We start from the raw sequence: 15,509 nt of genomic DNA on the forward strand, positions 1-15,509 counted from the left end.
CACTCCTACACTGAACTGGCGAGATCTTCAAGCGACGCGGTGTCTTGTGTTCTGGTCGCCGTAGCTCCGTTTAGCTGTGAACTGTCAATAGGTTGTATTCGTCCAGGTTGAGTCTGGAGATGGGTACAGCGCGCCCGATGCCTTGGTGGGGTCGATGCCAGTTGTAGTGGTGTAGCCAGGATTTCATGGCATCGGCTCGGTGTTGGGAGTTCTGGTAGGTGTGAGCGTAAGCCCACTCACGCAAGGCCGACTGGATGAAGCGTTCGGCCTTGCCATTGGTCTGTGGGCGGTAAGGTCGGGTAAAGCGGTGCTTGATGCCCAGCTCATGGCACAGCGCGGCGAAGGCGCGGCTGCGAAAGGCCGAGCCATTGTCGGTGAGCAAGCGCTGGATGGTCACGCCCAGGCGCTGGTAGTAGGCCACTGCGTCCTTGAGGAACTGGACGGCGCTGGGGAAGCGCTCGTCGGGGTGGATGTCGGTGAAGGCCACGCGGGCGTGGTCATCGATGGCCACGAAGACGAAGTCCCAGCCGGCCCCCTCAACGGTATCGCGTCGGTTGCCCGTGACCCGGTGGCCAGGGCGCTGGATACGTCCCAGCTTCTTGATGTCGATGTGCAGCAGATCGCCGGGGGCCTGATGCTCGTAGCGCACCACCGGCTCGGCCGGCTCCAGGTCGGCCAGGTGCGACAGACCGGCGCGGGCCAGGACGCGGCTGACGGTGCTGGCTGACACGCCCAGCGCCTGGGCGATGCGCGCTTGGGTCAGCCGCTTGCGGCGCAGCTCCACGATAGCCAGCGCCTTGGCCGGCGCAATCGCTCGGGGCGAGACCGTCGGGCGCGAGGACGCATCGGCCAAGCCCGCCTGGCCCTGAGCCAGGAAGCGGCCCAGCCATTTGCGCACAGTCGGCGCGGTGACCCCATAGGCGCGGGCCGCTTCAGGCACACAAACTTGATGGGCGATCAATTGCTGGACCATTTCGAGTCGACGTAGGAAGGTCAATCGGGCATGCTTATGGGTGTTCATCCGGCCGGGCTCCTTGAGTGAACTGGGGGGTCGGCGATTTCCAGTTTCTCAAATCCGGTTCGGATGAACCATGCATACAACCTATTGAATCTTCACATTTAGCGGGGTCAATGCCATCCTTGATTATCTGGCGCCCCGAGCAACCGCTCTAAACAGGTTCAAGGACATTTCATGGCAACCGGTATCGTCAAGTGGTTCAATGCCGAAAAGGGCTATGGATTCATCATGCCCGATGACGGCAGTAAAGATCTTTTTGCACATTATTCCGAGATCTGCAGCGAGGGCTACAAATCGCTGCAGGAGAATCAGCGCGTATCCTTCGAGGTGGGACAAGGGCCCAAGGGCCCAAGGGGCCAAGCGCCAAGAACATAAAAGTCATCGCCTGACGGCCCCGTTGTCGCCGCGGCCGGCGCAGTTCCGGCGGGCCGCATGAAAAAAGCCCCATTGCCTCGCGGCAGTGGGGCTTTTTGTTGCGCGCCGTATTCAGTGCGACGGATGGGCGCCGTGCCCGACGGACTGGCTGGTCAGGCGGTCGACATACGCGATGCCGATCGCCGACAGGATGAAGACCACGTGGATGATGGTCTGCCACATCACGCCGGTTTCGGTGAAGCGGGAATTGGGCGAGCCCAGGTTGCTCGCCTCGATGAAGGTGCGCAGCAGGTGGATCGACGAGATGCCGATGATGGCCATGGCCAGCTTGACCTTGAGCACGCTGGCGTTGACGTGGCTGAGCCATTCCGGCTGGTCGGGGTGGTCTTCCAGGCGCAGGCGCGAGACGAAGGTTTCGTAGCCGCCGACGATGACCATCACGAGCAGGTTGGAGATCATGACCACGTCGATCAGGCCCAGCACGATGAGCATGATTTCCTGCTCGCCGAAGGACAGGGTGTGGGTGACCAGGTGCCACAACTCCTTCAGGAAGAGCAGGACGTATACGCCCTGGGCGACGATCAGGCCCAGGTAGAGCGGCAGTTGCAGCCAGCGCGAACTGAAGATCAGCGCGGGCAGCGGGCCGAGGCGGGGTTCTTGGATGGGATGCATGGGAGGTTTGCGAGCCATGGTTGTGTGGAGAATTCGGGCGGGCGAAATTCTACCGTCCCCGGATGCGCCGTGCGCGGCCCGTCGCGGCTGCTCGCCGGGCGCTTCCCGGGGCGCTCCGGTCCCCGGCGAGTTTCCGGTAAAATGACCTGTTTATCCGCTATATCATCTCCCTCTTTCTCGGAAAATAGGTCTCTTAATGCAGCCTGTGGTTGAAACCCTCTCCGGCCTGGAGCGCCGTGTTGATCTGGCCGTCTCGGTCGCCGAAGTCGAAAAGGAAGTCCAGGCGCAATTGAAGCGCGTGGGCCGCACGGCCAAGGTCGCCGGCTTTCGTCCCGGCAAGGCGCCGCTGGCGATGCTCGAGCGCAGCCATGGCCCCGGCATCCGCTACGACGTGATCAACAGTCTGGTCGGCCGCGCTTTCGAACAAGCCGTCGACGGCGCCAAGCTGCGCGTCGCCGGTTCGCCCACCCTCACTCCCAAGACCGAAGGCGTCGCCGAGGACACGCTGGCGTTCACCGCCACGTTCGAGGTGTACCCGGAAGTCACCGTGCCGGACCTGTCGGCGCTGGCCGTCACCCGTTACGACACCCCGGTCACCGACGCCGAAGTCAACCAGACGCTCGACGTGCTGCGCAAGCAACGCGCCAAGTTCGAAACCCGCGAAGGCCGCGCCTCGCAGGACGGCGACCGCGTCGTGCTGGACTTTGCCGGCACGATCGACGGCGTGCCCTTCGAAGGCGGCAAGGCCGAGGACTTCCCGTTCGTGCTGGGCCAGGGCCGCATGCTGCCCGAATTCGAGGAAGCCGCGCTCGGCCTGAAGGCCGGCGAGAGCAAGGTGTTCCCGCTCAAGTTCCCTGACGACTACCAGGGCAAGGAAGTCGCCGGCAAGACGGCCGAGTTCACCATCACCGTCAAGGAAGTCGCCGAAGGCGTGCTGCCCGAGGTCGATGCCGAATTCGCCAAGTCGCTCGGCCAGGCCGAAGGCGATGTCGAAAAGCTGAAGGCCGACATCCGGACCAACATCGAACGCGAAGTCAAGGCGCGCCTGCAAGGCCGCACCAAGGGCAGCGTGATGGATGCGCTGGTCGAGGCCGGCAAGTTCGACGTGCCCAAGGCGCTGGTCGACAGCGACGTGGAAGGCCGTATCGCCGCTGCCCGCGAAGAGCTCAAGCAGCGCGGCGTGCCCAATGCCGATTCCGTGCCGATGCCGGCCGAGGTGTTCTCGACCGAGTCCGAGCGCCGTGTGCGCCTGGGGCTGCTGGTCTCCGAACTGGTCAAGCAGGCCCAGCTGCAGGCCAAGCCCGAGCAGGTGCGCGCGCGCATCGAGGAGTTCGCGCAGAATTACGAACAGCCGGCCCAGGTCGTCAGCTACTACCTGGCCGACCGCCAGCGCCGCGCTGAAATCGAGGCGATCGTGCTCGAGGATAACGTGGTCGCCCACGTGCTCGAGAACGCCAAGGTCGCCGACGAGAAGGTGCCTTTTGATCAGTTGATGGGGATGGCATAACCATGCAGCGTTTCACCGATTTCTATGCGGCAATGCACGGCGGGTCGTCGGTGACGCCCACCGGCCTGGGCTACATCCCGATGGTCATCGAGCAATCGGGCCGGGGCGAGCGTGCCTATGACATTTACTCGCGGCTGTTGCGTGAGCGCCTGATCTTCCTGGTCGGGCCGGTCAACGACAACACGGCCAACCTGGTCGTGGCCCAGTTGCTGTTCCTGGAATCGGAGAACCCCGACAAGGACATCTCGTTCTACATCAACTCGCCCGGCGGGTCGGTGTACGCGGGCATGGCCATCTACGACACCATGCAGTTCATCAAGCCCGATGTGTCGACGCTGTGCACCGGGCTGGCCGCCAGCATGGGCGCATTCCTGCTGGCGGCGGGGAAGAAGGGCAAGCGGTTCACGCTGCCCAATTCCCGCATCATGATTCACCAGCCCTCGGGCGGCGCCCAGGGGCAGGCCAGCGATATCCAGATCCAGGCGCGCGAAATCCTGGATCTGCGCGAGCGCCTGAACCGCATCCTGGCCGAGAATACCGGCCAGCCGGTCGAGCGCATCGCGGTAGACACCGAGCGTGACAACTTCATGTCCGCCGAAGATGCGGTATCGTATGGTCTGGTGGACAAGGTTCTGACCTCTCGCGCGCAGACCTGATCGGCGCGCTTGCAGGACCCTGGCACTGCCGTCATGTTCGATAAGCGTTGATCGCGCCGGCCCTCATCCGGCTGGCGCGTCTTCACCAGAGATACGAAACACTTATGCCTGAAAAAAAGGGATCGGCAGACGCAAAAGTGCTGCATTGCTCGTTTTGCAACAAGAGCCAGCACGAAGTCCGCAAGCTGATTGCAGGTCCTTCGGTATTCATCTGTGATGAGTGCATAGACCTTTGCAACGACATCATCCGCGAGGAAGCGCAGGCTACCGCGCGCGCTGCCATTCGCTCCGAGCTGCCCACCCCGGCCGAAATCAAGACCTTTCTCGACCAGTACGTGATTGGCCAGACCAGCCCCAAGCGCATGCTGGCGGTGGCGGTCTACAACCACTACAAGCGTATCCGCCACGGCGAGATCAAGGGCGACGAAGTCGAGCTCTCCAAGAGCAACATCATGCTGATCGGCCCGACCGGGTCGGGCAAGACGCTGCTGGCGCAGACGCTGGCGCGCATGCTCAACGTGCCGTTCGTCATGGCCGATGCCACGACCCTGACCGAGGCCGGCTACGTCGGCGAGGACGTCGAGAACATCATCCAGAAGCTGTTGCAGAACTGCAACTACGATGTCGAGAAGGCGCAGCGCGCCATCATCTACATTGATGAGATCGACAAGATTTCGCGCAAGTCCGACAACCCGTCGATCACCCGCGACGTATCGGGCGAGGGCGTGCAGCAGGCGCTGCTCAAGCTGATCGAAGGCACGGTCGCTTCGGTGCCCCCGCAGGGCGGCCGCAAGCATCCCAACCAGGACTTCGTCCAGGTCGACACCACCAACATCCTGTTCATCGTCGGCGGCGCCTTCGACGGCCTGGAAAAGGTCATCCGCGACCGCACCGAGAAATCGGGCATCGGGTTTTCGGCGGCGGTGCGCGCCAAGTCCGAGCGCGGCGTGGGTGAGCTCTTCAGCGAGGCCGAGCCCGAGGACTTGATCAAGTTCGGCCTGATCCCCGAACTGGTCGGCCGCCTGCCCGTGGTCGCCACGCTGGACGAGCTGGACGAGGCCGTGCTGGTGCAGATCCTGACCGAACCCAAGAACGCGCTGGTCAAGCAGTTCCAGAAGCTGTTCGCCATGGAAGGCGCGGAACTCGACGTGCGCCCGGATGCGCTGAAGGCGATCTCCCGCAAGGCGCTCAAGCGCAAGACGGGGGCGCGCGGCCTGCGCTCCATCCTGGAGGGCGCGCTGCTGGACACCATGTATGACCTGCCGTCGCAAGGCAACGTCAGCCGCGTGGTGCTCGAGGCCAATGCCGTCGAGGGCGTCGGCAAGCCCCTGTTGATCTACGCCGACGAATCCGAAGCCGCCTCTGGCGAGAAGGCCGGGCGTGGCGAGGTCCGTGACGCGGCGGCTTGATCTTCGATCCCGGCCGCCATTGCAAGAAAACCCGTTTGTAACGGGTTTTTTTGCATCTTCCCGCTATCTGGATGCCGAGCGCTTGAATTTTCGGCTATTGTTCCCATATCAGACGTAACCGACGTGGAGACCTGGGTCTGCCCTTGCCCCGTCCCCCATTACGCCGAGTCATACCGAGGAACCCCCCTATGTCTGCCAGTCAGACCCTGTCTTCCGACCCGATTGACCTGCCGTTGTTGCCGCTGCGCGATGTTGTCGTGTTTCCGCACATGGTTATTCCGCTGTTTGTCGGCCGCCCGCGCTCGATCCGCGCGCTGGAGGTGGCGATGGAAGCGGGCAAGAGCATCATGCTGGTGGCGCAGAAGTCCGCCGGCAAGGATGACCCGACTCCCGAGGACGTCTATGAGATCGGCTGCGTGGCGAGCATCCTGCAGATGCTCAAGCTGCCCGACGGCACCGTCAAGGTGCTGGTCGAGGGCACCCAGCGCGCCCGCATCGACAGCATCGAAGACGTCGATTCGCATTTCACCTGCCAGGTGACGCCGATCGAGCCCGATACCCTGCAGGGTTCGGAGACCGAGGCGCTGCGCCGCGCCATCGTCGCGCAGTTCGAGCAGTATGTGAAGCTGAACAAGAAGATTCCGCCCGAGATCCTGACCTCGCTGGCCGGTATCGACGACGCCGGCCGCCTGGCCGACACCATCGCCGCGCATCTGCCGCTCAAGCTGGAGCAGAAACAGAAGATGCTCGAGGTCGTCGTGACCGCCGAGCGCCTGGAAGGGCTGCTGACCCAGCTGGAAACCGAGATCGACATCCTGCAGGTCGAGAAGCGGATCCGCGGGCGCGTCAAAAAGCAGATGGAGAAAAGCCAGCGCGACTACTACTTGAATGAGCAGGTCAAGGCCATTCAGAAGGAGTTGGGCGAAGGCGAGGAAGGCGCCGACATCGAAGAGCTCGAGAAGAAGATCATCGCCGCGCATATGCCCAAGGAGGCGCGCAAGAAGGCCGATGGCGAGCTCAAGAAACTGAAGCTGATGTCGCCCATGTCGGCGGAAGCGACGGTGGTGCGCAACTACATCGATACGCTGATCAACCTGCCCTGGAAGAGAAAGAGCAAGATCAACAACTCGATCGGCAATGCCGAGCGGGTGCTCGACGACGACCACTACGGGCTGGAAAAGGTCAAGGAACGCATTCTCGAGTACCTTGCCGTGCAACAGCGCGTGGACAAGGTCAAGGCGCCGATCCTGTGCCTGGTGGGCCCCCCGGGCGTGGGCAAGACCTCGCTCGGCCAGTCGATCGCCAAGGCGACCAACCGCAAGTTCGTGCGCATGGCGCTGGGCGGCGTGCGCGACGAGGCCGAGATCCGTGGCCACCGCCGTACCTATATCGGTTCGATGCCGGGCAAGATCCTGCAGAACATGTCCAAGGTCGGCGTGCGCAATCCGTTGTTCCTGCTGGACGAGATCGACAAGCTGGGCATGGACTTCTGTGGCGATCCGTCGTCGGCGCTGCTCGAGGTGCTGGATCCGGAGCAGAACCACACGTTCCAGGACCACTACATCGAGGTCGACTTCGACCTGTCCGATGTGATGTTCGTGGCCACCAGCAATACCTTGAACATCCCGCCGGCCCTGCTGGACCGGATGGAAGTGATCCGCCTGTCTGGCTACACCGAGGAAGAGAAGATCCACATTGCTCGCGACCACTTGCTGCCGAAGCTGATGAAGAACAACGGCGTCAAGGACAACGAGCTGACGGTGGACGATTCCGCGCTGCGCGATATCGTGCGCTACTACACCCGCGAGGCGGGCGTGCGGGCGCTGGAGCGCGAGGTCGGCAAGATCTGTCGCAAGGTCGTCAAGCAACTGCTGATCAAGAGCGATGAAGCCAAGGCGGCCGGGAACAAGACCGCCGAGGCGCAAACGGTGCTGGTCAACGGCGACAACCTCAACGATTTCCTGGGCGTGCGCCGCTATACCTTCGGCATGGCCGAAAAGGAAAACCAGATCGGCCAGGTGACCGGCCTTGCATGGACCGAAGTGGGCGGCGATCTGCTCACCATCGAAGTCGCGGACATGCCCGGCAAGGGCAATATCCAGCGCACCGGTTCGCTGGGCGACGTCATGAAGGAGTCGGTCGAGGCCGCACGCACCGTGGTGCGTTCGCGGGCGCGCCGGCTGGGGTTCGCCGACAGCGTGTTCGAGAAGCACGACATGCACGTCCACGTGCCCGAGGGCGCCACGCCCAAGGACGGCCCGTCGGCGGGTATCGCCATCACCACCGCCATGGTGTCGGCGCTGTCGCGCATTCCGGTGCGCGCCGACGTCGCCATGACGGGCGAGATCACGCTGCGCGGCGAGGTGTTGCCCATCGGCGGCCTGAAGGAAAAGCTGTTGGCCGCGCATCGTGGCGGTATCAAGACGGTGCTGATTCCCGAGGAGAACGTCAAGGATCTGGCCGAGATTCCGGATAACGTGAAGAACTTCCTGGAGATCGTTCCGGTGCGCTGGATCGACAAGGTGCTGGAGCTTGCGCTGGAGCGCATGCCCGAGCCGCTGTCCGAGGAAGAAGCCGTCAAGGAAGCCATCGTGGCCAAGCCCGCGGAGGCCGGCGCCGCCGATCCGGTCATGAAGCACTGAGCCGACGCCGGCTCAGGCCAGCGACCCGCAAAACCGGGCCCGGATCATCCGGGCCCGGTTTTTTTCGGCTATCCGCGGGTTCGGCGGTTCCAGCCTGGCAATGCGTGGCCGGCGGGGGCGGGTTCAGTCGTCGCCGAAGCAATGCAGCGCGACTTCGCGAAAGCGCTGCGCCGCGGCGCTGGATGGCTCGGGCAGCAGCAGGGCCAGGCCGATTTCGGCCGCCGGCGAGACGTCGGCGATGGCCCGGTAGGCCACGCGCGGGCTGGGGTTGTATTGCATGACCGCCGGCACCAGCGCCACGCCCAGGCCGCTTTCGACCAGCGACAGCACGGTCTGCACCTGCGTGGCCTCTTGCGTGACCCGGGGCAGGAAGCCGGCCCGTTGGCAGGCCAGCATGGCCGTGGCGTGCAGGCCGGCGGCGTCTTCGCGGGAATAGAACACGAACGATTCGGTCGCCAGTTCTTCCATCCTGATGTCGGCCTTCTGCGCCAGCGGATTGCCCAGCGGCAGGGCCGCGACGAAATCTTCGGCCAGCAGCGGCGCCAGGTGCGCGCGCGACGGCGTCAACAGCGGCGTGCGCACCAGCCCGACGTCGAGATCGCCGCTGTCGACGCGCTCGGCGATGCGCACCGAGGTGCCTTCCTTCAGCACCAGCTCGACGCCAGGATACTCGGCGCGGAACAGTCGCACGATGCGCTGCAGCACGCCGTTGGTCGTGGAGCCCACGAAGCCCACTTTCAGGGCGCCGCCGGTGCCCGAGGAGGCGGCGCGCGCCGCCGCCAGCAACTGGGCGTTATGAAACAGCAGCCGGCGCGCCTCGGCCAGGGCCGCATGCCCGCCTGGGGTGAGCGAGACGCCGCCCGAGCCCCCGCGCTCGAACAGGCGGGTGCCGAGCTCGGCCTCGAGTTTCTGGATGGCCACGGTCAGCGGCGGCTGGGTCATGTGCAGCCGGTCGGCGGCGCGCCGGAAATTCAGCGTCTCGCCCAGGGTCACGAATTGGCGTACCCGCCGCAAGTCCAGCATGGGGTCGGCGGGCGCGTCGCCCGCGCCGGCCGGTATGGTCGGATCGGTCATGGGAGCCCCTTCGGGGTGGGCGATGCGTACTCAATATCACTTTGGCTGAGTTGATACCTGGATGGCATGCGAGTAGTTCCCGTGATCAGCAGAAATCAGCGGATAGAAGTGTAGATCACCAGATATTTGATATGCAACGTATATCAAATTTGATTGAAATAATATTAGACTTGGATGGGATGCCGTTCCTAAGATGAGCGCCAACGAATCATGGAGGCGACACAGACATGGACACGGCGCTCGGACACATCAAGGTCCTGGACTTGATCCGCATCCTGGCCGGCCCCTGGGCGACCCAGACGCTGGCGGACATGGGCGCGGAGGTGGTCAAGGTCGAACGCCCGCGGGTGGGCGATGACACCCGCGCCTGGGGGCCGCCGTTCCTGAAGGACAGCGAGGGGAACGAGACCGCCGATTCGTCGTATTTCCTGGCCGCCAACCGCGGCAAGAAATCCATCACGGTGGACCTGGCGCACCCGGACGGCCAGGCCCTGATCCGCGACCTGGCCGCCACGGCCGACGTGGTGGTGGAAAACTACAAGGTCGGGACCCTGGCGCGCTACGGCCTGGACTACGAAAGCCTGAAAGCGATCAACCCCCGGCTGGTGTATTGCTCGATTACGGGCTTCGGCCAGGACGGTCCCTACGCCTCGCTGCCGGGCTATGACTTCGTCTTCCAGGGCATGGGCGGGTTGATGAGCATTACCGGCCAGCCGGAAGGCACGCCGGGCGACGAGCCCATGAAGGTCGGCATTGCCATCAGCGACTTGCTGACGGGCATGTATGCCACGACCGCCATCCTGGCCGCGCTGGAGCGCCGGCACGTCAGCGGGACGGGGCAGCATGTCGATATGTCCTTGCTCGATTGCGTGGTCAGCATCAGCTCGTATCAGGCCATCAACCACTTCCTGTCGGGCAAGATTCCGCGGCGCATGGGCAATGCCCACTCGAACATGGTGCCGTACCAGGTATTCCGCTGCAAAGAGGGCGATGTCATCGTGGCGGTGGGCAACGATGGCCAGTACCGCGCCCTGTGCAAGCTGATCGAGCGCGACGACCTGGCCACGGACGAGCGCTACGCCACGCCCGGACAGCGCAACCGCAACCGCGACACGCTCATTCCCGAAATTGCCCAGGCCATGCTGGCGCGCACCATGCAGGAGTGGGTCGCGCTCATGGAAGCCGCCAATGTGCCTTGCGGCCCCATCTACAACATGCAGCAGATGTTCGAAGACCCGCACGTGCAGCATCGCGGCATGCGTTTGTCGTTGCCGCACAGCGCCGGCGTGCAGGCGCCTGCGGTGGCCAGCCCCATACGCCTGTCCGACACCCCGATCCAGTACGGCCGCTCCGCCCCGTTGCTGGGCGAGCACACCGACAGTGTGCTGGCCCAGCGGCTTGGCCTGGCGCCGGCGCGCATTGCCGAATTGCGGGCGCGGGGCGCGATCTGAGCCCGCGCGCCATCGCCGCGATCCGGCGGTTTTCCCGTGTTTCACCAAAGAAAAAAGGAGACAGTATGCTGCGACACACCTTCATCCGCGCGGCCCTGGCGGCCGCGTTGGCGGTCTGCGCCGCGGGCGCGCACGCCCAGGCCAAACCCTCGTCGATCCGGCTGGTGGTGCCTTACCCGGCGGGCGGCGCCGCCGATCAGATTGCCCGGCTGGTGGCCAACGATGCCGGCGCCATCCTGGGCACGCCCATCGTCATCGAGAACAAGGGCGGCGCGGGCGGAATGATCGCCGCCGAATCCGTCCTGCAGGCGGCGCCGGACGGCGCGACCTTCTTCGTGGGCTCCAACGCACCCATCGTCATCAATCAGGCCATCTATGAAAAGATGTCCTATGACCCCGCCAAGGATTTCGTTCCCGTCGCCGGCATGGGCAAGGCGCCGCTCCTGCTGGTGACGCGCAAGGACCTGGGCACCGCCGACGTGAAGGCCCTGGCCGAGCTGGGCAAGCGCGAGGCCGGCAAGCTGACCATGGGCTCGGCCAGCAGCGGCAACATCACCCACCTGGCGGGCGAGTACGCCGCCAGCCAGATGGGCTTCAAGGTGACGCACGTGCCGTTCAAGGGCAGCGCGCCCGCCATCACCAGCCTGATGGGCGGGAACATCGACATCATGTTCGACGCCTTGCCGTCGTGCATGGCCCAGGCCGAGTCGGGCCGCATCGTGCCGCTGGCGATCCTGGACGATCAGCGCTTTCCGCAGCTGCGCGACGTGCCCACCGCGAAGGAACTGGGTTATCCCGGCCTGGAGGCCGCGGCGTGGTTCGGCGTGATGGCGTGCGCCGGCACGCCCGATTCGTCCATCGGCGCGATGAACAAGGCGATCAACCAGGCACTGCAAAAGCAGGAACTGATCGACAAGCTGCGCCGCATCGGTGCGCAGCCCATGCCGGGCTCGCAGCAGGATTTCGCCCGCTTCATCGATGCCGAGCGCAAACAGTGGGTGCCGTTGGCCAAGTCGCTCGGCGTACGGGCGGATTGATGCCATGAAAAAAATCAGCTTCGATTCCATCGCGGCCCTCAAGGCCTTTGCCGGACAGCCGGCGGCCGTGGGCCAGCCCATCGTCGTCGATCAGTCCGCCATCGATACGTTCGGCGACGTCGTGCACGACAGGCAGTGGATCCATGTGGACCCGGTCCGGGCCGCCGCCGAGTCGCCGTTCGGCACCACCATTGCCCACGGCTTGCTCACGCTTTCGTTGATCACGGGGTGGTACCACCAGCTGTTCGAGTTTCCCGGCCGCAAGCTGGCGCTGAACTACGGCTTCGACAAGGTGCGGTTTCCCGCGCCGGTGCCCAGCGGTTCGGCCCTGGTCGGCAGCTTCCGGTTGGCGCGGGTCGACGACCTGGGGCCGGACGAAGCGCGGTGCCTGTGGGAGGTCGACGTGCGCGTGGCGGGCGCCGAGCGGCCGGCGATGGTGGCCGAGTGGCTGATGCAACTGCGTTATTGAGCGCGCGGCGGGAGTGATCATGTCTGTACTGGAAATTTCCCGCGTCGGCGCCTGCGCCGTGCTGACCTTGAACCGGCCGGCCGCGCGCAACGCGCTCGACATGGATTTGCGCAACGCCCTGGCCAAGGCGCTGCCCGAGATCCGCGACGATGTGACGGTGTGCGCGGTGGTGCTGACCGGCGCCGGCGGGCATTTTTGCGCCGGCGGCGATATCCGCGCGATTGCGGCCGGGCAGGGCAATGCCGACGTCTTCGAAGGCCGCAACCGCATCCTGAGCATGCAGCGCTGGTTCGACGGCCTGGTGGACCTGGAGAAACCGGTCATTGCCGCCGTCGACGGCGTGGCCTTCGGCGCGGGCCTGTCGTTGGCGCTGGCCGCCGATTTCGTCCTGGCCTCGCCACGCGCGACCTTCTGCGCCGTGTTCGCGCGTCTGGGGTATGTGCCGGACCTGGGCGGCATGTATTTGCTGCCACGGGCGGTGGGCCTGGCGCGCGCCAAGGCGCTGGCATTTTCGGCCCGGGTGGTGGGCGCGCCCGAGGCGCTGGAGATGGGTATCGCGCACCAGTTGGTCGACGACCGGCCGGTGCTCGATGCCGCCCTCGAGCTGGCCGGGCGCTTCGAGCAGGCGCCGGCGGGCGCGCTGGGCATCGTCAAGTCGGTGATGAACCACGCGTTCGAGTCCGACCGCCGTACCGTTTACATGCAGGAAGCGCTGGCGCAGGCGCTGTGCCGCGAAAGCGCTTTTCATCAAGAGGCGGCGCGTCGTTTCCTCGACAAGCAGGCGCCGCTGTACCAATGGCCCCAGGAGCAACAATGACCGAGCATCCCCAAGCCGCATCCGCGCTGCTGCCGCAGCAGGAGTATTTCGCGCATCTGGCCGACGGCCGCTTCATGATCCAGCGTTCGCGCAGCAGCGGCGAATACGTGTTCTACCCGCGCGTGGCCGCGCCGCGCACCGGCGCGCAGGACCTGGAGTGGGTGGCGGCCTCGGGCCGGGGCACGGTCTATGCCACCACGGTCATGCGGGTGCGCCCGCCGGCCGCGCCTTACAACGTCTGCCTGGTCGAACTCGAGGAAGGCCCGCGCATGATGAGCCGCGTCGAGGGCATCGGGCCCGAGGACGTGCAGGTCGGGATGGCGGTGCGCGCGCGCATCATCCGCGACGACGCCGGCGAGCCGCTGGTGGTATTCGAACCGGCCGGCCCGTCCGATGCCGGCATCGGCCAGGGGAGGGCGGCACAATGATCCAGGAGCGCTTTCCGCGCGGCAAGACCGCGATCGTGGCTTGCGCCACCTATGGCATCGGCGAGTCGCCGGGTCTGTCGTCGCTGGACCTGGCGGTGCGCGCCAGCGTGCAGGCGCTCGACAGCGTGGGCTTGACGCCCGCCGATGTCGATGGCCTGTTCATCGGCCTGCCCGACGATTTCGTGTCGGGCCTGAGTTTCACGGAGTACCTCGGCATCTCGCCGCGCCTGACCGACAACAACCGCACCGGCGGTTCGTCCTTCCTGACCCACGCGATTCACGCCGCCCTGGCGCTGGAGGCGGGCCTGTGCGACGTGGCGCTCATCGCGTACGGCAGCAACCAGCGCAGCGGGGCGGGCAAGCTGGTCAGCTCGATGCGTCCATCTCCCTACGAGGGGGCATACAAGCTGGCGCGCCCGGTGGGGGCATACGCGCTGGCGGCGTCGCGCTACGCGGCCCAGTATGGACTGCAGAAAGAGCAGCTGGGCGCCGTGGCGCTGGCGGCGCGGCAGTGGGCGCAGAAGAATCCCGAGGCCTACATGCGCGCCCCGCTGACCATGGACGAATGCCTGGCGTCGCGCCTGGTATGCGACCCGTTCTCGGTGCGCGACTGCTGCCTGGTCACCGATGGCGCCGCCGCCGTGGTGATGGTGCGCGCCGATCGCGCCCGGGACCTGGCGGCGCGGCCGGCCTATCTGCTGGGCGGGGCCGCCGCGGCCTGGCACAAGGACATCACCAACATGCCGGACCTGACGGTGACCGCCGCCTCGCTCAGCGGCCCGCGCGCCATGGCGCAGGCGGGCGTGACGCCGGCCGACATCGACGTGCTGGAGCTCTACGACGCCTTCACCCTGAACACCATCCTGTTTCTCGAAGACCTGGGCTTCTGCGCCAAGGGCGAGGGCGGCGCCTTCGTCGAGGACGGCCGCATCGCGCCCGGCGGGGCGCTGCCCGTCAATACCAACGGCGGCGGGCTGTCGTGCGTGCATCCCGGCATGTATGGCCTGTTCACGATGGTGGAGGCGGCCCAGCAGTTGGCCGGCGCGGCCGGCGAACGCCAGGTTGCGCAGGCCCGGCTGGCGCTGGCGCACGGCAACGGCGGCGAGCTCTCCAGCCAGGCCACGCTGATACTGGGCACCGAGGAAACGATCTGAGCACTCATGAAGTAGACAGCCATGCAGGACAAACTTTTGACGCTGGAGAACCGCCAGGTCATCGTGACCGGGGCGGGGCAGGGCATCGGACGGGCGCTTGCCAGCGCCATCGCGGGACTGGGTGGTCGCGTCGTGGCGGTCGACCTGAACGCCGACGCGCTGGCTGCCCTGCGCGAGGCGCTGGGCCACGAACGCTGCGTCACGGTGGCCGGCAACGTGGCCGATCCATCGCTGGCGCAGCAGGCGGTGGATGCGGGCGTGACGGCCTTTGGCGGCGTCAACGGGCTGGTCAACAACGCCGGCGTGACCCGTACCGCCATGATCGACAAGATGTCGATCAGCGACTGGCAGCAGGTCATCGACGTGCATCTGTCCGGGTCGTTCTATTTCCTGCAGGCGCTGGGCAGGCATTTGCTGGGCCGCGCCAAGGCGGGCGGCGATGGCGCGGGGGCGATCGTGAACATTTCTTCCGACGCCGGCCGGCGCGGCACCATCGGACAGATCAACTACGGCGCCGCCAAGGCCGGGGTGCTGGGCCTGACCATGTGCGCGGCGCGCGAATGGGCCCGGTACGGCATCCGGACCAATACCGTCGGTTTCGGCGTCGTCGAGACGCCCATGACCGAGACCATACGCGGCGAGAAATTTCGCGACACGTATCTCAGCCAGATTCCGTTGGGCCGTTGGGGCGAGGCCGATGAGGTGGTGCGCCCCGTGTGCTTCCTGCTTTCGGACGCGGCTTCCTACGTGACCGGACAGCACCTGTCGGTCAACGGCGGCTACACCATCGGACTGTGATC

At 65.6% G+C, this 15,509-nt stretch carries 16 protein-coding genes; 13 read left to right on the plus strand and 3 right to left on the minus strand.

Features of this window, described 5'->3' with window-relative positions; genetic code table 11:
• Positions 1-70: 70 nt before the first annotated feature.
• Positions 71-1,021 (minus strand): IS481-like element IS481 family transposase, encoded by a 951-nt coding sequence (locus tag BN118_RS08435; RefSeq protein ID WP_005012067.1) that lies wholly within the window; start codon positions 1,019-1,021, stop codon positions 71-73.
• Positions 1,022-1,038: 17 nt separating this feature from the next.
• On the opposite strand from BN118_RS08435, the gene BN118_RS21040 reads away from it, so the two are divergent.
• Positions 1,039-1,173, plus strand: a complete 135-nt coding sequence (locus tag BN118_RS21040) for a hypothetical protein (protein WP_257792203.1) — start codon at positions 1,039-1,041, stop codon at positions 1,171-1,173.
• Between the two features lie 19 nt (positions 1,174-1,192).
• Positions 1,193-1,393, plus strand: a complete 201-nt coding sequence (locus BN118_RS08440; RefSeq protein WP_010930553.1) for a cold-shock protein — start codon at positions 1,193-1,195, stop codon at positions 1,391-1,393.
• A gap of 111 nt (positions 1,394-1,504) precedes the next feature.
• On the opposite strand, the gene BN118_RS08445 is transcribed toward BN118_RS08440, so the two are convergent.
• Positions 1,505-2,065: a TIGR00645 family protein gene (locus BN118_RS08445; protein ID WP_010930554.1), complete on the minus strand. Its 561-nt coding sequence runs from the start codon at positions 2,063-2,065 to the stop codon at positions 1,505-1,507.
• 196 nt (positions 2,066-2,261) lie between these two features.
• Here BN118_RS08445 and tig point away from each other — a divergent pair, with 196 nt between their 5' ends.
• The 4 genes from tig (at position 2,262) to lon (ending at position 8,279) form a co-directional block, all read left to right on the plus strand.
• Positions 2,262-3,572 carry a trigger factor gene (gene tig, locus BN118_RS08450; protein ID WP_014905723.1) on the plus strand — a complete coding sequence of 437 codons (1,311 nt, stop codon included), beginning with the start codon at positions 2,262-2,264 and terminating at the stop codon, positions 3,570-3,572.
• A 2-nt stretch (positions 3,573-3,574) separates the two neighbouring features.
• Entirely contained in the window at positions 3,575-4,228 is a 654-nt protein-coding gene (gene clpP, locus BN118_RS08455; protein ID WP_003812508.1) for an ATP-dependent Clp endopeptidase proteolytic subunit ClpP, read from the plus strand.
• A gap of 104 nt (positions 4,229-4,332) precedes the next feature.
• Positions 4,333-5,637, plus strand: a complete 1,305-nt coding sequence (gene clpX, locus BN118_RS08460; RefSeq protein WP_010930556.1) for an ATP-dependent Clp protease ATP-binding subunit ClpX — start codon at positions 4,333-4,335, stop codon at positions 5,635-5,637.
• A gap of 188 nt (positions 5,638-5,825) precedes the next feature.
• Positions 5,826-8,279, plus strand: a complete 2,454-nt coding sequence (lon, locus tag BN118_RS08465) for an endopeptidase La (RefSeq protein ID WP_010930557.1) — start codon at positions 5,826-5,828, stop codon at positions 8,277-8,279.
• A 123-nt stretch (positions 8,280-8,402) separates the two neighbouring features.
• Here lon and BN118_RS08470 read toward each other — a convergent pair whose 3' ends face one another.
• Positions 8,403-9,302: a LysR family transcriptional regulator gene (locus tag BN118_RS08470; protein ID WP_014905724.1), complete on the minus strand. Its 900-nt coding sequence runs from the start codon at positions 9,300-9,302 to the stop codon at positions 8,403-8,405.
• Between the two features lie 278 nt (positions 9,303-9,580).
• Here BN118_RS08470 and BN118_RS08475 point away from each other — a divergent pair, with 278 nt between their 5' ends.
• The 7 genes from BN118_RS08475 (at position 9,581) to BN118_RS08505 (ending at position 15,507) form a co-directional block, all read left to right on the plus strand.
• A complete protein-coding gene (locus BN118_RS08475) occupies positions 9,581-10,804 on the plus strand; it encodes a CaiB/BaiF CoA transferase family protein (RefSeq protein ID WP_014905725.1) in 1,224 nt (407 codons plus the stop codon).
• A 65-nt stretch (positions 10,805-10,869) separates the two neighbouring features.
• Positions 10,870-11,841, plus strand: coding sequence for a Bug family tripartite tricarboxylate transporter substrate binding protein (locus tag BN118_RS08480; protein ID WP_014905726.1), 972 nt, complete (start codon positions 10,870-10,872; stop codon positions 11,839-11,841).
• 4 nt (positions 11,842-11,845) lie between these two features.
• On the plus strand, positions 11,846-12,310 hold the full coding sequence (locus BN118_RS08485; protein ID WP_003812496.1) for a MaoC family dehydratase: 465 nt from the start codon (positions 11,846-11,848) through the stop codon (positions 12,308-12,310).
• A 13-nt stretch (positions 12,311-12,323) separates the two neighbouring features.
• Positions 12,324-13,127 (plus strand): enoyl-CoA hydratase/isomerase family protein, encoded by an 804-nt coding sequence (locus tag BN118_RS08490; protein ID WP_080019429.1) that lies wholly within the window; start codon positions 12,324-12,326, stop codon positions 13,125-13,127.
• Positions 13,124-13,555, plus strand: a complete 432-nt coding sequence (locus BN118_RS08495; protein WP_003812491.1) for a Zn-ribbon domain-containing OB-fold protein — start codon at positions 13,124-13,126, stop codon at positions 13,553-13,555. Before BN118_RS08490 ends, BN118_RS08495 begins: the two co-directional genes overlap by 4 nt.
• Entirely contained in the window at positions 13,552-14,709 is a 1,158-nt protein-coding gene (locus BN118_RS08500; RefSeq protein ID WP_010930563.1) for a thiolase, read from the plus strand. The genes BN118_RS08495 and BN118_RS08500 overlap by 4 nt, the downstream gene beginning before the upstream one ends.
• Before the next feature lie 21 nt (positions 14,710-14,730).
• Positions 14,731-15,507 (plus strand): SDR family NAD(P)-dependent oxidoreductase, encoded by a 777-nt coding sequence (locus tag BN118_RS08505; protein WP_014905729.1) that lies wholly within the window; start codon positions 14,731-14,733, stop codon positions 15,505-15,507.
• The last annotated feature ends 2 nt before the right edge of the window (positions 15,508-15,509 follow it).

Origin of the sequence: Bordetella pertussis 18323, from assembly GCF_000306945.1 — a bacterium.
GTDB lineage: Bacteria > Pseudomonadota > Gammaproteobacteria > Burkholderiales > Burkholderiaceae_B > Bordetella > Bordetella pertussis.

Bases quoted from the DNA above. Each gene is read 5' to 3' on its own strand.
- BN118_RS08435 (WP_005012067.1), bottom strand. From the start codon at position 1,021: ATGAACACCCATAAGCATGCCCGATTGACCTTCCTACGTCGACTCGAA.
- BN118_RS08440 (WP_010930553.1), top strand. From the start codon at position 1,193: ATGGCAACCGGTATCGTCAAGTGGTTCAATGCCGAAAAGGGCTATGGA.
- BN118_RS08445 (WP_010930554.1), bottom strand. From the start codon at position 2,065: ATGCATCCCATCCAAGAACCCCGCCTCGGCCCGCTGCCCGCGCTGATC.
- tig (WP_014905723.1), top strand. From the start codon at position 2,262: ATGCAGCCTGTGGTTGAAACCCTCTCCGGCCTGGAGCGCCGTGTTGAT.
- clpP (WP_003812508.1), top strand. From the start codon at position 3,575: ATGCAGCGTTTCACCGATTTCTATGCGGCAATGCACGGCGGGTCGTCG.
- clpX (WP_010930556.1), top strand. From the start codon at position 4,333: ATGCCTGAAAAAAAGGGATCGGCAGACGCAAAAGTGCTGCATTGCTCG.
- lon (WP_010930557.1), top strand. From the start codon at position 5,826: ATGTCTGCCAGTCAGACCCTGTCTTCCGACCCGATTGACCTGCCGTTG.
- BN118_RS08470 (WP_014905724.1), bottom strand. From the start codon at position 9,302: ATGCTGGACTTGCGGCGGGTACGCCAATTCGTGACCCTGGGCGAGACG.
- BN118_RS08475 (WP_014905725.1), top strand. From the start codon at position 9,581: ATGGACACGGCGCTCGGACACATCAAGGTCCTGGACTTGATCCGCATC.
- BN118_RS08480 (WP_014905726.1), top strand. From the start codon at position 10,870: ATGCTGCGACACACCTTCATCCGCGCGGCCCTGGCGGCCGCGTTGGCG.
- BN118_RS08485 (WP_003812496.1), top strand. From the start codon at position 11,846: ATGAAAAAAATCAGCTTCGATTCCATCGCGGCCCTCAAGGCCTTTGCC.
- BN118_RS08495 (WP_003812491.1), top strand. From the start codon at position 13,124: ATGACCGAGCATCCCCAAGCCGCATCCGCGCTGCTGCCGCAGCAGGAG.
- BN118_RS08500 (WP_010930563.1), top strand. From the start codon at position 13,552: ATGATCCAGGAGCGCTTTCCGCGCGGCAAGACCGCGATCGTGGCTTGC.
- BN118_RS08505 (WP_014905729.1), top strand. From the start codon at position 14,731: ATGCAGGACAAACTTTTGACGCTGGAGAACCGCCAGGTCATCGTGACC.